17 protein-coding genes and 2 tRNA genes are annotated in these 16,541 nt (G+C 66.9%); 5 read left to right on the top strand and 14 right to left on the bottom strand.

All coding sequences use genetic code 11. The annotated features are described in order from the left end of the window. Positions 1-3: 3 nt before the first annotated feature. Positions 4-1,698, top strand: coding sequence for a Stk1 family PASTA domain-containing Ser/Thr kinase (gene pknB / locus J7E25_RS01645; RefSeq protein ID WP_214867305.1), 1,695 nt, complete (start codon positions 4-6; stop codon positions 1,696-1,698). A 100-nt stretch (positions 1,699-1,798) separates the two neighbouring features. Here the strand turns inward: pknB and J7E25_RS01640 are convergent, their stop codons facing one another. The 3 genes from J7E25_RS01640 to J7E25_RS01630 are packed head-to-tail and all read right to left on the bottom strand — an operon-like array spanning position 1,799 to position 3,409. Then, the gene (locus J7E25_RS01640; RefSeq protein ID WP_214867303.1) at positions 1,799-2,437 is read right to left on the bottom strand and encodes an aminodeoxychorismate/anthranilate synthase component II; all 639 of its coding nucleotides are present in this window, start codon (positions 2,435-2,437) and stop codon (positions 1,799-1,801) included. Then, a complete protein-coding gene (locus tag J7E25_RS01635; protein WP_214867301.1) occupies positions 2,434-2,595 on the bottom strand; it encodes a hypothetical protein in 162 nt (53 codons plus the stop codon). Before J7E25_RS01635 ends, J7E25_RS01640 begins: the two co-directional genes overlap by 4 nt. Position 2,596: 1 nt before the next feature. Further along, entirely contained in the window at positions 2,597-3,409 is an 813-nt protein-coding gene (locus J7E25_RS01630; protein WP_215006875.1) for a class E sortase, read from the bottom strand. Positions 3,410-3,482: 73 nt separating this feature from the next. Here J7E25_RS01630 and J7E25_RS01625 point away from each other — a divergent pair, with 73 nt between their 5' ends. Beyond that, complete coding sequence (locus tag J7E25_RS01625) at positions 3,483-3,722, top strand: cell division protein CrgA (RefSeq protein ID WP_214867299.1); 240 nt, start codon at positions 3,483-3,485, stop codon at positions 3,720-3,722. Between the two features lie 174 nt (positions 3,723-3,896). Here J7E25_RS01625 and J7E25_RS01620 read toward each other — a convergent pair whose 3' ends face one another. Then, on the bottom strand, positions 3,897-4,754 hold the full coding sequence (locus tag J7E25_RS01620) for a rhomboid family intramembrane serine protease (RefSeq protein ID WP_215006878.1): 858 nt from the start codon (positions 4,752-4,754) through the stop codon (positions 3,897-3,899). A gap of 7 nt (positions 4,755-4,761) precedes the next feature. Further along, positions 4,762-5,301 (bottom strand): peptidylprolyl isomerase, encoded by a 540-nt coding sequence (locus tag J7E25_RS01615; RefSeq protein ID WP_129520372.1) that lies wholly within the window; start codon positions 5,299-5,301, stop codon positions 4,762-4,764. Between the two features lie 119 nt (positions 5,302-5,420). Here J7E25_RS01615 and J7E25_RS01610 point away from each other — a divergent pair, with 119 nt between their 5' ends. After that, on the top strand, positions 5,421-5,945 hold the full coding sequence (locus tag J7E25_RS01610) for a hypothetical protein (RefSeq protein ID WP_214867295.1): 525 nt from the start codon (positions 5,421-5,423) through the stop codon (positions 5,943-5,945). A 612-nt stretch (positions 5,946-6,557) separates the two neighbouring features. After that, the gene (locus J7E25_RS01605) at positions 6,558-6,809 is read left to right on the top strand and encodes a hypothetical protein (protein WP_214867293.1); all 252 of its coding nucleotides are present in this window, start codon (positions 6,558-6,560) and stop codon (positions 6,807-6,809) included. A 218-nt stretch (positions 6,810-7,027) separates the two neighbouring features. Here J7E25_RS01605 and J7E25_RS01600 read toward each other — a convergent pair whose 3' ends face one another. Then, on the bottom strand, positions 7,028-7,474 hold the full coding sequence (locus J7E25_RS01600) for an NUDIX hydrolase (RefSeq protein WP_214867291.1): 447 nt from the start codon (positions 7,472-7,474) through the stop codon (positions 7,028-7,030). Between the two features lie 81 nt (positions 7,475-7,555). Here J7E25_RS01600 and J7E25_RS01595 point away from each other — a divergent pair, with 81 nt between their 5' ends. Further along, a complete protein-coding gene (locus tag J7E25_RS01595) occupies positions 7,556-7,957 on the top strand; it encodes a hypothetical protein (RefSeq protein ID WP_214867289.1) in 402 nt (133 codons plus the stop codon). Positions 7,958-8,032: 75 nt separating this feature from the next. On the opposite strand, the gene J7E25_RS01590 is transcribed toward J7E25_RS01595, so the two are convergent. The 8 genes from J7E25_RS01590 to dnaN all read right to left on the bottom strand — a co-directional run bounded on the left by J7E25_RS01590 (position 8,033) and on the right by dnaN (position 16,360). Next, a tRNA-Ala gene (locus J7E25_RS01590) sits at positions 8,033-8,105 on the bottom strand. Between the two features lie 47 nt (positions 8,106-8,152). Next, positions 8,153-8,226, bottom strand: a tRNA-Ile gene (locus tag J7E25_RS01585). 63 nt (positions 8,227-8,289) lie between these two features. After that, positions 8,290-8,694 carry a DUF3566 domain-containing protein gene (locus tag J7E25_RS01580; protein WP_214867287.1) on the bottom strand — a complete coding sequence of 135 codons (405 nt, stop codon included), beginning with the start codon at positions 8,692-8,694 and terminating at the stop codon, positions 8,290-8,292. A 6-nt stretch (positions 8,695-8,700) separates the two neighbouring features. Next, entirely contained in the window at positions 8,701-11,223 is a 2,523-nt protein-coding gene (gene gyrA, locus J7E25_RS01575) for a DNA gyrase subunit A (protein ID WP_251038737.1), read from the bottom strand. A 79-nt stretch (positions 11,224-11,302) separates the two neighbouring features. Then, on the bottom strand, positions 11,303-13,312 hold the full coding sequence (gyrB, locus tag J7E25_RS01570; protein WP_214867283.1) for a DNA topoisomerase (ATP-hydrolyzing) subunit B: 2,010 nt from the start codon (positions 13,310-13,312) through the stop codon (positions 11,303-11,305). Between the two features lie 123 nt (positions 13,313-13,435). Continuing rightward, positions 13,436-13,915 (bottom strand): DUF721 domain-containing protein, encoded by a 480-nt coding sequence (locus tag J7E25_RS01565; RefSeq protein ID WP_214867280.1) that lies wholly within the window; start codon positions 13,913-13,915, stop codon positions 13,436-13,438. Beyond that, the gene (gene recF / locus J7E25_RS01560; protein ID WP_214867278.1) at positions 13,908-15,107 is read right to left on the bottom strand and encodes a DNA replication/repair protein RecF; all 1,200 of its coding nucleotides are present in this window, start codon (positions 15,105-15,107) and stop codon (positions 13,908-13,910) included. The genes J7E25_RS01565 and recF overlap by 8 nt, the downstream gene beginning before the upstream one ends. A gap of 104 nt (positions 15,108-15,211) precedes the next feature. Further along, complete coding sequence (gene dnaN / locus J7E25_RS01555; protein WP_214867276.1) at positions 15,212-16,360, bottom strand: DNA polymerase III subunit beta; 1,149 nt, start codon at positions 16,358-16,360, stop codon at positions 15,212-15,214. Positions 16,361-16,541: the final 181 nt, after the last annotated feature.

The raw sequence follows: 16,541 nt of genomic DNA, 5'->3' as shown, positions 1-16,541 counted from the left end.
ACGGTGAGCGATGAAGGACGCATACTCGCGGGGCGATACCGCGTCGGTGCCCTCATCGGGCGCGGCGGCATGTCCGACGTGCACGTCGGTTCCGACACGCGTCTCGGCCGTCAGGTCGCGATCAAGCTCCTCAAGCCGCAACTCGCCACCGATCCGGCGTTCCGCATGCGCTTCCGTCAAGAGGCGCAGTCCGCTGCTCGAATGGCGCACCCCACGATCGTGCGGGTCTTCGATGCCGGCGAGGAGACCGTCGTCGACGCCGCCGGGCAGGAGGTGCAGCTGCCGTTCATCGTCATGGAGTTCGTCGAGGGGCGCCTGCTCAAGGAGATCATCCACGACGGCCCCCTCGAGGCCGCCGCTGCCGTGCGCGTCATCGACGGCGTGCTCACGGCGCTCGAGTACTCGCACCGTGCCGGCGTCGTGCACCGCGACATCAAGCCCGGCAACATCATGATCACCACCACCGGCCAGGTGAAGGTCATGGACTTCGGCATCGCGCGCGCCGTCTCCGACGGGTCGACGACGGTCGCGCAGACCACTGCGATCCTCGGCACCGCCTCCTATTTCTCGCCCGAGCAGGCCAAGGGCGAGGTCGTCGACGCACGAACCGACCTCTACTCCACCGGAGTCGTGCTCTTCGAGATGCTCACGGGCCGTCCGCCGTTCCGCGGCGATACCCCCGTCGCGGTCGCCTACCAGCACGTGAGCGAGCGCCCGGTGAAGCCGAGCGTCATCAACCCGAAGGTCTCCCCCGCACTCGATGCGGTCGTACTGCACGCCCTCGCGAAAGACCGGGCCGAGCGGTACCAGTCCGCGGCGGAGTTCCGCACCGACGTCGACGTCGCGGCATCCGGTCGCGTGCCGGTGCATCGGGAACCCGATCAGGCGACCCTGCTCTTCGGTGCGCCCACCGGCTCGCTCTCGACATCCGAGCTCGCACTGCGCCAGCTCACCGAAGACGAGACCATGACGCGCACGCAGCGTCGCCCTCCGGCGATCTGGATCTGGTCGGGCATTATCGCCGTCGTCGTCATCGTCGTCGCCGTCATGTACTGGGCGTTCAACCTGCAACCCACCGACGATCTGCCATCGACGTCGCGTGAGATCCCGATGTTCACCGGCATGACGTTCGAACAGGCCGCAGAGCAACTGCAGGAGCTGGGCCTGCCGGCGACGCGCATCGACCAGACCGACGACACGGTGCCCACTGGCGAGGTCATCCGCACCAACCCGGCGGCCGGCGAGATCGTGAACGTCGGGGTCGCCGTGAGTGTGTACGTGTCCACCGGGCGCGAGGCGGTGACGGTTCCCGATGTCAGGAACAAGAACCTCGAGCAAGCGAAAGCAGACCTCGCGGCGGTCGGGCTTGTTCCGGGCACCGAGACACGCCAGACCTCTCCATCCGTTCCGGCCGACACCGTGATGGGCACCAACCCCGAACAGGGCGCCTCAGTGGAGGCGGGGTCGACCGTCGACTTCACGCTCTCGAGCGGCCTCGTCACGCTCTCCGACCTCACCGGGCAGACGCTCGCCGCTGCGTCGTCCTACCTCTCCGCCGAGAACCTGCAGCTGAACCCCGTGCCGAAGCCCGACGCGACGTGCAAGTCGCAACCCGGGTCACCGGTCACGCAACAGTCACTCGCCCCCGGTGACGTGCCGCAGCACTCCGACGTCGAGCTCACTTACTGCGCAGGCTGACCGCAGGTCGTCCTCCGGTAATTGAGTAGACCGAAGGCCCGTATGGAATCCACCCCCGCGCAGCGCCCACCCCGACGCGCCCGCCATCGAGCAAGCCCGCTCAGCTCACCCGCACGAGCGGGTTCAAGTGGAGGGCGCGCTCACGGGCCTCAGGCAGGCCTGCCACAGCGAGCCAGTTGCCGAGCATGCGATACCCGCCCTCGGTGAGCACCGACTCTGGGTGGAACTGCACGCCGTAGATCGGCGCACGTTCGTGCCGCAGCCCCATGATGACACCGCCCTGCGTGCGACTCGTCACGATCAGCTCACTCGGCACGGTGCTGTCGACGACCGCGAGTGAGTGGTACCTGGTGGCCGTGAACGGCTGCGGCACCCCGTCGTAGAAGGCGCTGTCGTCGTGCGTGATGCGAGAGGTCTTGCCGTGCATCAGCTCTTCGGCGTTCGTCACGACGGCGCCGAACGCCTCGGCAATGGCCTGATGGCCGAGGCACACGCCGAGGATCGGCTGCCCGGTCTTGAGTGCGGCCTCGACGACCGGAATCGACACCCCGGCGTCGGCCGGCTTCCCGGGCCCGGGCGAGATGAGCACCGCGTCGTACTGCGCGATGCGAGCGGGCACGTCGGCTGCCTCGATCGCGTCGTTGCGCACCACCTCGGTCTCGGCGCCGAGCTCCTGCAGGTAGCCGTTCAGCGTGTACACGAAGCTGTCGTAATTGTCGATGACCAGAACGCGGGTCATTGCTCCCCCACCGTGACGTCGATCGGATTCAGGGCGGCGTCGATCAGTGGGAAGACCCACGTGAAGAGCGCGAAGACGACCGCGGCAGCGAGAATGAGCACGAGGATGATGCGCAGCCACACGGGGCCGGGCAGCACACGCCAGAGTGCACCGTACATATCAGGACTCCCAGGTGGCGACGATCGGGGCGATCTCGGCGGGCGGTCCGGCCGAGATCGGCTGCCAGGACTCGAGCACCCCGTAGGCGACGATGCGCTCGTCGGTCGAGTAGAGCGGGTTGCAGGTCGTGAGCGTGATGATGCGGTCGGTCGGCTGCAGCTCGGGGCGATGCGGGACCGGGGCGAGCACGTCGACCTCCTCGGGCACCACATACTCGAAGTCGCGGAAGCGATAGGTGTACCAGCCGTCTTGCGTCTGGATGTAGATCGCATCGCCGAGCTGGAGCTGCTCGACCTCATGCATGCCGCCGCCATACGCACTGCGGTGCGAGGCGATCGCGAAGTTGCCTACTTGGCCGGGCATCTGCGTGCCGGGGTAGTGGCCCACGCCGAGGTAGTTGCTGTTCAGCACGTCGAGCCCCGTGCCCTCGGCCACGCGCCGCTGCGAGTCCTCGCCGAACCTGGGCACGTACATGATCGCGAATGCCTCGCCGTGCGTGCGTTCGGCGGGTCCGACGACCGGGTCGCCGTAGCCCGTCGGCTCAGGTGGCGGCGTCTCAGTTCCGCGCGCGGCGCGATCGGCCTCGATCCATTCGGAGCTGAGATCGGATGCCGCGCTCGATTGCTGCCCGGCCATGATGGCGTCGTTCCACCACAACTGCCATCCGAGGAAGAGCAGGATCAGCGCACCTGCCGTGAGGAGCAACTCACCGAGGATGCCGACGATGCTCACCGGGCGCCGGCGACGCTCATGCCGCCGGGCACGCCGATCGTCACTCACCTCGCCGCTCACCCCGGGCCCCGAATCGGACATACTCGCGATTCTAGCTCGGACCGTGTCCGAGGCCGGCTGTGCGAGCCCAGCTGACTCGGATAGAATCGCCCGCATGGCACGTACGAAATCATCGAAGCCCGCGCGCGCAGAACAGGCAAGCGGCGAAGAGGCGCCGAACCCGGTGTGGTTCAAGCCCGTCATGTTCGGCTTCATGCTGCTCGGGCTCGCCTGGATCATCGTCTTCTACGTGAGCCAGGGTCGGCTCCCCATCCCCGACCTCAGCTCATGGAACATCCTGGTGGGCTTCGGCATCGCCTTCATCGGCTTCCTCATGACCACTCGCTGGCGCTGACCGGCGCTCCTACGACCAAGGGCGGGTGCTGCGGCATCCGCCCTTCTTCGTGGGCTCCACCGAGTTATCCACAGGGTCGTCAACAAGCCGGTGACCCCTTGGCCCCCGAAATGGCCACAACTACACGTGTGTAACTCTCCCCAGCTGTGGAGAGAGCTGTGGATAACTCAGCAGCTAGCTGATCGGTAGAAAGAAGTACCGCAAGCTGAGCAGCACGAGCACCACGACGAGCGCGGCGAGCAGCCACACTTGCAGCGCCTGTTGCGATCGCTTCCGAGTCTCGATGTAGATCAAGCCGATGATCGCGCCGACGATGAGACCGCCCAGATGCGCCTGCCACGCGATGTTCACCCCGGGCAGGAACCCGATCACGAGGTTGATGCCGAGCAGCACCAGGAGCTGCGTCGTCTGCCCTCCGAGCCGCCGCTGGATCACGAGGAAGGCACCCATGAGGCCGAAGATGGCGCCGGATGCCCCGACCACCGGGACGAACGGATCGCTGAGCCACAGCACGCCGATCGAGCCGCCAAGGCCGGCGATCACGTAGAGCGCGAGGAATCGCGAACGGCCGAGCAGGCCCTCGAGCAACTGGCCGAAGATCCACAGCGTGTACATGTTGAGCAGCACGTGGAAGATGAGGCCGGTGGAGTGCACCAACATCGTGGTGAGCATGCGCCAGGGCTCGAAGCTGCCCGGCGCCGAGTAGCCTCCCGCGTACAGCAACTCGCGGGTGACGCCGAGGCCGGGAATCAGCTGCAACAGGAAGACGGCGAACGTGATGCCGATGATCGAGTACGTGACCACGGGCGCCCCGCCCCGAACAGCCGAGCGCAGGCGCGTGAGCGCGACGGGCTTCGTGCGCGGCGCCGAGGCGCGCTGCTCGCGCATGCACTCGGGGCAGATCACGCCGACCGGTGCCGGCGTCTGGCACTCGTGGCAGATCGTGCGCCCGCACCGCTGGCACAGCACATAGCTCACCCGATCCGGATGCCGGTAGCAGGTGTTCGCGCGCTCGGACCCGGCGTCACTCACCGCCGTGTCAGGCCTGCTCGATGGTGACGCTCTCGAGCACGACGTCTTCGAGCGGGCGGTCGCGCCCATCGGTGGCCACGGAGGCGAGCTTGTCGACCACGGCCTGGCTCGCGGCATCCGTCACCTTGCCGAAGATGGTGTGCTTGCCCTGCAGCCACGTGGTGGGGCCGACGGTGATGAAGAACTGGGAGCCGTTGGTGCCGCGGCCGCCCTGGAGGCCGGCGTTCGCCATCGCGAGCACGTAGGGCTCGGTGAAGTCGAGCTCGCCGTTGATCTCGTCGTCGAACTGGTAGCCCGGTCCGCCGACGCCCTGGCCCAGCGGGTCGCCGCCCTGGATCATGAAGCCCGGGATGATGCGGTGGAAGACGACGTCGCGGTACAGCGGGTCGGTGGTCTTCTCGCCGGTGGCGGGGTGGGTCCACTCGATCTCGCCGGTCGCGAGGCCGACGAAGTTCTTGACCGTCTTGGGGGCCTGGTGCCCGTAGAGGTCGACCTTGATCGGGCCGTGGTTGGTGTTGAGCGTCGCGACAGCGGTGGGAATGGGCATGCCCTTATTCTGTCACGCACGGATTCGTCAACCGGCATGCGGTATTCGGACTCCCACCTCGCATCCAGCCGTTTCGGTGGCAAGATGGAGGAGTTCGCTGCACAACGATGGAGGTCGAGATGAGCCTGTCACGCAAGCGCCGGAAGGAACTCAAGCGGCTGCAGAGCAGTGCGGAGGAACTTTGGGGAGACCAGCAGCACGTGCTCGAGCACGCCAACGCCGTCGCTCGCGAGGCGAGCCGCCAGCTCGGCCACATCACGCGCGAAGAAGTCGTTCCACGTGTGCGCACGGGATACGAGAGTTATGTTCGACCGGGATTCGATCAGGCACGCCATGTCGCGCGCAGCACCGGTGAGGTCGTCGAGCGCACGGTCGTTCCGGCGATCGGCAACGCTCTCGGCGCCGTGATGTCGATCGGCGACGTCGCCCACGACGCGCGAGTGCGCCGGGCCGTGTCCCGCTTCGCGCCCCGCTCGCTCGTTCCCCAGAAGAAGGGCCCCGGAGTGGGCACCTACCTCGCCGTCGGCGCCGGCATCATCGCGGCAGCCGGAATCGCATATGCCGTCTGGCAGACCTTCCGGGCCGATGATGAGCTCTGGGTGGCCGACGACGAGCCCTCGGCTGGTGCTGCAACCGACATCTGAGTACCGTAGGTTCACGAACGGCCTCGCCTCTCCACAGGCGGGGTCGTTCACTCGTTAACGCCCCGGTGGTTGAGTAGCGCCGGGCGAAACCCGACGCGTATCGAAACCACCTGCCGCACGCACGCTTCACCTTGATTCTCATCGAATCTGAGAATCGACCTTGCACTCCACGTGAGAACCCCGATAGTGTCTCATTCGGTGTCGAAAGACCGAAGCCCTGAGAGGAGTTGATCCCAATGATGAAGCACATCTTCGTCCCAGCATTCACTGCCGTCCACACGCGGGTCCTCCTCACGTCTCGGGCCGGCTGATACGCCCCGGCGACACGCCCTCATGCGCGTGATCGCCACCTCCGCCCTTCGGGCGTGACCCGCGGCTCGTGCCGCAGCATCCGTCGACCGATCGCGTCGCCACCGCAACGACTGCGGTGAATCGGATGCCGCGCACCTGCTCCTGATCATCCCGGCCTGGCGTCTGACGCCTAGCGCGCCGCTGTGCGGCGCGCTCCGCGTGCCGATCGCTGCACTCTTCCCACCACCGCGCGACAGGTGGCCACGTCACTCGACGCGCATTCAGCACCATCCACGCACAACACACCAGAAGGAAACCGAAGTGAACACCAGTTCTCTCACCGCAAGTCCGCCCCGCTCTGAGCAGGCGACCGTGATCCGTGCCCAGGCACGCCGGCTGCGCGAGCGCATCGCCGTGCGCGCCGGCCTCGCGCTGATCGCGTGGGGTCGACGTCAGGACGAGCACCGCACCCACGTCGCGATGTACGAGCGCCGTCACAACGAGCAGGTCGCGAACCAGCTTCGTGACGACGAGTTCATCCGGGCCGTGCTCCTCGCGCGTCCGTTGATCTGACGCCATGTACGCCAACACCACGATTCCCCGCCGGGTCGACGTCGTCGCCCACCGCGACGGCGCCGGCCGCGGGGCATCGCGACACACTGCGCGGCCGCGTCGCGGATGGTTCGGCCTCTCCGGCCGGAACGTCGGCGTCGCGGTCGCGCAGCGTGCATTCTGTCCGGTCTGTCCATGCACCCCGACAACGGCGACCGGCTTCGGTCGCGCGGTCTCGGCTAGGGGGCAGGCGGCGGCACGCCGTCGGCTGGCTCTGCTGCGTTGAGCCTCAGTGCGATGTCGAGCAGGCTCACCCGCCGGAGCCCCGGCACCTCGTCGAGCGCGAACCAGCGGGCTTCGTCGCTCGAGCCGCCGATCTCGTTGCGAAGCTCACCGCTGACGACCGTCGCCCGGTAGACGATCCGCATCGCATAGAGCGGCGACGCGCCCGTGTGTCGCTTCGATGCGGGCACCACCATCGTGTCGATGCCGAGCAGTCGCTCGACGGATGCCTCGTAGCCGGTCTCCTCGAGGATCTCGCGCTTCACCGCCTCGATCGGGTGCTCCGCGCCCTGCACGCCGCCGCCCGGCAGCGTCCATCCGGATCGGCCGTGTTCGTTCCAGTGCGAAAGCAGGATCTGCCCGTCACGAATGATCACTCCATAGGCGGCGATGCGGATGTCCATCCCGTCACTGTAGCGGGAGCATCGCAGAGCGACGCCGGTCCGCGCTAGGGTCGTGACATTCCGACCACGCAAGGAGCCCGCATGTCCGACATGACGAACGGCGCCGTTCGCTCCATCGAGGTCGACGAATTCCTGGTCGGGCTCGAGCACCCGCTCGCCGCAGAGCTCGCAAAGATGCGCGAGCGGATCCTCGCGATCGCGCCCGCGAACACGGTCGAGAACGTGAAGTGGAAGGCGCCGAACTATGCAATCGGCGGCGTCGATCGCGTCACGCTCGGGGTGGATCCGCGTGGCCGGATGCGGGTGGTGCTGCACCGCGGAGTGAAGCGAGTGAACGCCGACGGCTTCACGTTCGACGACGACACCGGCCTCGTCGCCTGGCCTGCGCCCGACCGGGGTGTCATCACCCTCGCTTCCGGAGCGGAATACTCCGAGCACGCCGTCGCCATCACCGAACTCGTCGCCCGCTGGTTCAGCATCTAGCGGGGCGGAGCCGCCGCGAGGGAGTCCGAACGAGCCGCGCACGGTGGGCGGTGAACGCCATGCCGATGGATACTGTGGAGCCTAGGAGATTCGAACTCCTGACATCCTGCTTGCAAAGCAGGCGCTCTACCAACTGAGCTAAGGCCCCGAAAGCGGAGGCCAGGGCATCCGCGGGTTACATATGGAGTTAGGGAGTGGGGATACGAGGACTTGAACCTCGGACCTCTTCGTTATCAGCGAAGCGCTCTAACCGCCTGAGCTATATCCCCGAAATTGGCCGAGTGAAAGACTACCCGACCTGGCGGGATTCTCCGAATCCACGCCGCTCCTCGTCAGTTGTTCGTGAACCCGACGAGGATGCCGCCCGTGATCTTGACGCTCAGGTTGTAGAGCACAGCGAGAATCGCTCCGAGCGCGGTGATCACCACGAGGTTGAGCAGCGAGGCGACGATGGCGAAGCCCATCACGTTACCGAGCGAGAGCACCGCCGTGAGGTCTCCGCTGGAACCCGCGACGTCTTGCACGAGCGAGTTGACCTGCTCGAAGATTCCGGTCGAGCTCAGCACCGTATGAATAAGGAACGTCGCAACGATGCTGACCACCGCGAGGCAGACCGCAACGAGGAACGAGAGCTTCACCGCCGACCAGAAGTCGATGTAGACGAGCCGGAGGCGCACCTGCTTGGCAGGGGTCTTTCGGTTCGACTTGCGGGCCAGCTTGTCGGCGACGCTACTCATAGACGATTACTCCTCTTCCGCGGGTTCGGCGGCCTCGGTCTCGGCGGCGTCCTCCACGAGGTTGCGCTCGGAATTCTTCGCGATCGCGATGATGCGGTCGTCTTCCGCGAATTTCGCGAACACGACACCCATCGTGTCCCTGCCCTTGGCGGGAACCTCGGCGACGTCAGAGCGTACCACCTTGCCGCTGGCAAGGACCACAAGCACCTCGTCGCTCCGTGAGGCGATGAGCGCGCCGGCGAGGTCGCCGCGGTCTTCACTGAGCTTGGCGACCTTGATGCCGAGACCGCCGCGCTGCTGTTTGCGGTACTCCTCGACCCGGGTGCTCTTGGCGTAGCCGCCCTCGGTGACGACGAAGACGTAGGTGTCGGAGGGGCTCAGCTTCTGGCCGTTGCTCTCCTCGCCGGCGGCGGACTCGATCGCGTCGGCTGCGGCATCCGAACCGGCGACGACGGATGCCTCGAGCAGGCTGTCTCCGCCGCGGAAGCTCATGCCCTTCACACCGGAGGTGCTCCGGCCCATCGGGCGCAGCGCGGCATCCGTCGCCTCGAAGCGGAGCGACATGCCCTTCTTCGAGACGAGCAGGATCTCGTCTCGCTCGTCGGCGAGCATCGCCGAGACGAGCTCGTCGTCTTCACGGAGGCTGATCGCGATGATGCCGCGCGAGCGGTTCGTATCGTAGGCCGTGAGTTCGGTCTTCTTCACGAGGCCGTCGCGCGTGGCGAGCACCAGGTACTGCGCGACGGCGTAGTCGCGGATGTCGAGGATCTCGGCGATCTGCTCGTCGGGCTGCATCTCGAGGAGGTTGGCGAGGTGCTGGCCCTTGGCGTCACGGCCACCCTCTTGGATCTCGTAGGCCTTCGCGCGGTAGACCCGGCCCTTGTTCGTGAAGAAGAGGAGCCAGTGGTGCGTCGTGGTGACGAAGAAGTGCTCGACCACGTCGTCGGCGCGGAGCTGCGCGCCCTTGACGCCCTTGCCGCCTCGGTGCTGCGACCGATAGTTGTCGCTGCGCGTGCGCTTGACGTAGCCGCCACGCGTGACGGTGACGACCATCTCCTCTTCGGGGATGAGGTCCTCGACCGACATGTCGCCGTCGTAGCCCGGCATGATGTGCGTGCGGCGTTCGTCGCCGTACTTCGCGACGATCTCGGCGAGCTCTTCGGAGACGATCGTGCGCTGGCGCTGGGGCGACGCGAGGATCGACTGGTACTCGGCGATGTCCGCCTCCAGCTTGGCGAGGAGATCGAGGATCTTCTGCCGCTCGAGGGCTGCGAGGCGACGCAGTTGCATCGTCAGGATGGCGTCGGCCTGCAACGTGTCCACGCCGAGGAGCTCGATGAGGCCCTCGCGCGCGTCATCCACCGTCGGCGACCTGCGGATGAGTGCGATCACCTCGTCCAGTGCGTCGAGGGCGAGTGAATAGCCGCGCTGGATGTGTGCGTCCGCCTCCGCCTTGCGGAGACGGAATTGCGTGCGCCGCACGATGACGTCGATCTGGTGGTCGACCCAGTGTGCGATGAAGCCGTCGATCGAGAGGGTGCGCGGAATGCCGTCGACGATCGCGAGCATGTTCGCGCCGAAGTTCTCCTGCAGCTGCGTGTGCTTGTAGAGGTTGTTCAGCACGACCTTCGCCACGGCGTCGCGCTTCAGCACGATCACGAGCCGCTGGCCGGTGCGGCCCGAGGTCTCGTCGCGGATGTCGGCGATGCCCGACATCTTGCCGTCTTTCACGAGGTCGGCGATCTTGATGGCGAGGTTGTCGGGGTTCACCTGGTAGGGCAGCTCGGTGACGACCAGGCACGTGCGGCCCTGCAGCTCTTCGACGCTCACGACCGCGCGCATCGTGATCGACCCGCGGCCGGTGCGGTAGGCGTCGTTGATGCCCTTCACGCCGAGGATCTGGGCGCCGGTTGGGAAGTCGGGGCCCTTGATGCGCTGGATGAGCGCTTCCTGCAGCTCTTCACGCGTGGCTTCGGGGTTCTCGAGGTACCACTGGGCGCCGGATGCCACTTCGCGCAGGTTGTGCGGCGGGATGTTCGTCGCCATGCCCACGGCGATGCCGACGGAGCCGTTGACGAGCAGGTTCGGGAAGCGCGCCGGCAGGATGGCGGGCTCTTGCGTGTGGCCGTCGTAGTTGTCTTGGAAGTCGACAGTGTCTTCGTCGATATCGCGCACCATCTCGAGCGCGAGCGGGGCCATCTTCGTCTCGGTGTACCGGGGCGCGGCGGCACCGTCGTTGCCGGGCGAACCGAAGTTGCCCTGGCCGAGCGCGAGCGGGTAGCGCATGCTCCACGGCTGCACGAGGCGCACGAGGGCGTCGTAGATGGCCGTATCGCCGTGTGGGTGGTACTGGCCCATCACGTCGCCGACGACGCGAGCGCACTTCGAGAAGGACTTGTCGGGGCGGTAGCCGCCGTCGTACATGGCGTAGAGAACACGGCGGTGCACGGGCTTCAGGCCGTCGCGAACCTCGGGCAGCGCCCGGCCCACGATCACGCTCATCGCGTAGTCGAGGTAGGAACGCTGCATCTCGAGCTGCAGGTCGACCTGGTCGATCCTGCCGTGCACGCCGGGGCCGTCGTACCCGTCGTCGCCGGGGTTCAGAACATCAGATGTCAAGGAAACGCACGTCCTTCGCGTTCTTCTGGATGAAGTTGCGGCGGCTCTCGACGTCTTCGCCCATCAGCGTGGTGAAGATCTCGTCGGCGGCTGCCGCATCGTCCATGGTGACCTGCAGGAGCGTGCGGGACTCGGGGTTCATCGTGGTCTCCCACAGCTCCTGGTGGTTCATCTCACCGAGGCCCTTGTAGCGCTGGATGCCGTTGTCTTTCGGGATGCGCTTGCCCGAAGCGACGCCTGATTCGAGCAGCACGTCGCGCTCCTTGTCCGAGTACACGAACTCGTGCTCGGAGTTCGTCCACTTCAAACGGTAGAGCGGCGGTTGTGCGAGGTAGACGTAGCCGAGCTCGATGAGGGGCCGCATGTAGCGGAACAACAGGGTGAGCAGGAGCGTCGTGATGTGCTGGCCGTCGACGTCGGCGTCGGCCATGAGCACGATCTTGTGGTACCTGGCCTTCTCCGTATTGAAGTCCTCACCGATGCCGGCGCCGAACGCCGTGATCATCGCCTGCACCTCGTTGTTCGCGAGCGCGCGATCGAGGCGTGCCTTCTCGACGTTCAGGATCTTGCCGCGGAGCGGGAGGATCGCCTGCGTCTCGGGGTTGCGCCCCTGTACCGCGGAGCCGCCGGCCGAGTCGCCCTCGACGATGAAGATCTCGGACAGCGACGGGTCTTTCGACGAGCAGTCCTTGAGCTTTCCGGGCATGCCGCCCGACTCGAGGAGGCCCTTGCGCCGAGTGGCCTCACGCGCCTTGCGTGCCGCGATGCGAGCCGTCGCCGCCTGGATCGCCTTGCGGATGATGTCGCGCGCCGGGCCGGGGTTCCGTTCGAACCAGTCGCCGAGCTGGTCGCCGGTGACCTTCTGCACGAACGACTTCGCCTCGGTGTTGCCGAGCTTCGTCTTCGTCTGGCCCTCGAACTGCGGTTCCGCGAGCTTCACCGAGATCACTGCGGTGAGGCCCTCGCGCACGTCGTCGCCGGAGAGGTTGTCGTCCTTCTCCTTGATGATGCCCTTCTCACGGGCGTACTTGTTCACGAGCGATGTGAGCGCCGCGCGGAACCCCTCTTCGTGCGTGCCGCCCTCGTGGGTGTTGATGGTGTTCGCGTAGGTGTGCACCGACTCGGTGTACGACGTGGTCCACTGCATCGCGACCTCGAGGGCGATCTTGCGATCGGTGTCCTCGGTCTCGAAGGAGATGATCTCCTCGTTCACGACGTCGTTCTTCTTCGAGCGGTTCAGGTACTCGACGTAGTCGACGAGACCACGCTCATAGAGATAGGAGTTGGTGCGAGGCCCGGCGGGCACGGTCTCGGACGCGGCCGTGTCGTCGGGGTCGATCTCGATATGGCCGCTGCGCTCGTCGGTCAGCGTGATGCGCAGGCCCTTGTTGAGGAACGCGTACTGCTGGAAGCGAGCGCGGAGCGTCTCGTAATCGAACTCGACCGTCTCGAAGATGTCGGGGCTCGGCCAGAAGGTGATGGTCGTGCCGGTCTCGTCGCTGGGCCCGGCCTCGATGAGCGGAGCGTCGGGCACGCCGACGGTGTAGGACTGGGTCCACACGGAGCCCTGGCGCCGAACCTCGACGTCGAGCCGCGAGGAGAGAGCGTTGACGACGGATGACCCGACGCCGTGCAGCCCGCCCGAGACCGCGTATCCGCCGCCGCCGAACTTTCCGCCGGCGTGCAGCACCGTGAGCACGACCTCGACCGTGGAGCGACCCTCGGTCTTGTGGACGTCGACCGGGATGCCTCGGCCGTCGTCGATGACGCGCACGCCGCCGTCGGGAAGGATCGTGACATCGATGTTCGTGGCATGGCCCGCAAGCGCCTCATCGACGGAGTTGTCGACGATCTCGTAGACGAGATGGTGCAGGCCTCGGGGACCCGTCGAGCCGATATACATACCCGGCCGCTTGCGAACCGCTTCGAGCCCTTCGAGTACCTGGATCTCATCAGCACCGTATGCCGGCGTCTGGGGCTTCGTCGGTTCCGCTGTCATGGGTGAATCGGGCTCCTGACCGTCGTTCGAGCGACTCTCGATCTTATCAAACGGAGAGTCGCTCCGAGGCCGGAAGCGCCGATCTCCCGCGATGACGCAAGCGGATCGACCGATTTTGTCCGGTCAGCCGTAGGTATCGCGTGGGCCACGCCCTGGAACCGATCTGGGACCCCTTTTCCAGGTGGGGGCGTCGGGCCCTTGGAAGCGGATCGTCTCGACCCCCGCGCCGGGGAACCGCGCGACGATCTCGGTGACCAGTTGCGTGCGCATCAGACGCAATTGCGTGGCCCACGCGGTGGACTCGCAGCGCACCTGCAGCACGCCGCCCTCGATCGCGATCGGCTCGGAGTGCTTCGCGGTCTCCTCGCCGGCGATCTCGGCCCACGACGCGAGCACCTCGTGTTGCGACAGCGGCCCGCTCCAGCCGAGCTGGTTCGTGAGACCGGCGATCGCGTCACCGAGCGGCTTCGGGTCGCGGCCGGGGGTGAACGGCTCGCCGCCCGAGATCTCCTTCGCGCGGTTGCGGGCCCGCGCCGACCGTGGCCGCGACTCACCGCCGAAGACCTCGCGGAAGTGCTGGTACACGCGAGACGCCTCACTCATGGCCCACCTCCACCGCCGTGCCCGATTCGGGAGCGTCGGTCTCGACGATCGTTCCGGCGTCGATGTGCACGATACGCGCCGTGAGGGGCACCGGCACGTCTTCGAGCACCGCGGCGGTCACGAGCACTTGCTCGAACCCCGCGATCGCACGAGCGAGCCGCTCCCGGCGAAGCCGGTCGAGTTCGGCGAAGACATCGTCGAGCACGAGCACGGGATCACCCGTCGTCGAGTCGCGGCGAAGCAGCTCAGCGGATGCCAGGCGCAGCGCGAGCGCGAACGACCATGACTCGCCGTGGCTCGCGTAGCCCTTCGCGGGCAGGCCGTTGAGCAGCAGCACCACGTCGTCGCGGTGCGGTCCGGCGAGCGTGACGCCTCGTTCGAGCTCCTTGGGCCGGAGGCCGCGGAGGGCCTCGACGAATCGGGTGCGCGTGTCACCGCGCGCGCCAGTTGCCGCCGCGGCATCCGCTTCACCGCGCTGGTCATCGGGATCGGCGCCGTCGATCGAGAGGAGCGGGCGCAGCGCTGGGGCGTGGTCGGCGTCGACGATGGAACGGTAGGCCGCAGCGAGCGGATCGGCGAGCTCGGCGACGAGCGCGAGACGCTGGTCGATGAGTTCGGAGCCGAGCTCGACGAGCCGTTCGTCCCAGATGTCGAGGGTCGGCAGCTTCTCGGCCGACAGGCCGCGGGCACGCGCGCTCTTCAAGAGGGAGTTGCGCTGCTTGAGCACGCGCTCGTAGTCGGCCATCACGCCGGAGAGTCGCGGCGTGCGCTGCACGAGCAGCTCGTCGAGCATTCGTCGGCGCACCGAGGGCTCGCCGCGCACGATCGCGAGGTCTTCGGGAGCGAAGAGCACGCTGTGCGCGTAGCGCGGCAGTTCTCGCGTCTTCACCGGCGATCGGTTGAGCTGCGCGCGGTTCGCGCCCTGACGGTTCAGCTGCAGCTCGACGAGCAACTCGCGATCGCCGTGGCTGAGCAGCGCCCGCACGATCGCGGCGTCGGCTCCGGCGCGGATCAGTGCCTGGTCGCCCGAGACCCGGTGGGAGCTGAGGGTCGAGAGGTAGCCGATCGCCTCGACGAGATTGGTCTTGCCCTGGCCGTTGCGGCCGACGAACACCGTGGCTCCGGGGCCGAGCTCGAGCTCGGCCCGCTCGTAGTTGCGGTAGTCGGTGAGGGAGAGGCGAGCGACGTGCACGCTGGGCTCCCTTCGACGACGCGGCATCCGTGGCATCCGGATGCCCCCTGGCGCACCGGATCGCGCTTCACCACGCTACCGCCAGCCGCCGACGGCACCGGGCGTCAGCGCAGCAGGAGGTTGGGCTGAAGGAGGTAGCGGTAGGTGTCGGGGCCGGCCTGCTCGCGCGAGGACTGGCTCGTGATGAGCACGGGGCCGGGCTTGTTCGGGTTCTCGGTCTTCGTGAACGAGATGCGCACGAACTCGGAGTGCACCGCGCCGAGCCCATCGAGCAGGAACTGGGGCTTCAGCGAGACGATCGTGTCGTCACCCGTGAGGATCGCGTCGATCGTCTCGGACGCCTGGGCCTGCTCGCTGCCGATCGCCTCGAGGGTGAGGCCGTCGGCGCTGAAGCTGTAGCGCAGTGCGGCCTCACGCTCGAGCACGAGAGCCACACGACGGGTGGCCTCGATGAGCTCGGCGGTGTTCATGACCGCGTAATTGTCGACCGTCTCGGGGAAGAGCCGGCGCACAGGGGGGAAGTTGCCCTTGATGAGCAGCGACGTGACGGTCTTCTTGTCGGCGCTGAACGCGATGAGCTCGCGATCGTCGCGGCTCGTGATCGCGACCGAGATCGTGCCGGAGTGCCCGAAGGTCTTGCCGACCTCCTGCAGGGTGCGAGCGGGCACGAGCGCCGTGATGGTCTCTTCACTGGCGACGCTGCCGCCGTCCCAGTCGATCTCTCGCACGGCGACGCGGTAGCGGTCGGTGGCGACGAGGCTCAGGCTGTTCTCGCGAACTTCGAGCTGCACACCGGTGATAACGGGGGTGACGTCGTCGCGGGAAGCGGCGACGGCGACCTGGGCGACGGCAGCTGCGAATTCCTCAGCGGGCACGACACCCGACTCGGCTCCGATCTCGGGAATGCTCGGATATTCCTCGACCGGCATCGAGAGCAGCGTGAAGGTGGCGGAGCCGCACGACACCGTGATTCGGCTCTCCTCGGTCGCGATGCGCACGGGAGCATTCGGAAGGCGGCCGGCGATCTCGGCAAGGAGCCGACCGGAGACGAGCACCGTGCCGGTCTCCTCCACGTCGGCCTGGATCTCGGTCTGCGAGGAGACCTCGTAGTCGAAGGAAGAGAGCACGAGTCCGCCGGCATTCGCCTCGATGAGCACTCCGGAGAGGATCGGCAGCGTCGTGCGCTGCGGTAGCAGCTTGACGGCGAAGGAAACGGCCTCACTGAAGACGTCGCGATTGACCTGGAACTTCACGGTTCTCCCGTCGTGGTTGTCGCTTGGTGGTCCCCATGCTATCCGCAGAGCCTCACCCACCGACGGCCATTCTCGACCCCGAATCGCGCCTGCTCGCCCGAGCTCCGATGTGGAGGTTCTTGGCTCCCCCGTTAAACCTCTATCTCTTAACAGTGTTAACCGCTGTGGAAACTGTGGATGG

The sequence above is a fragment of the Agromyces sp. ISL-38 genome, from assembly GCF_018613935.1.
Classification (GTDB): domain Bacteria; phylum Actinomycetota; class Actinomycetes; order Actinomycetales; family Microbacteriaceae; genus Agromyces.
The sequence above is the reverse complement of the archived record's forward strand: the minus strand, read 5'-3'. Positions and strand labels throughout refer to the sequence as shown.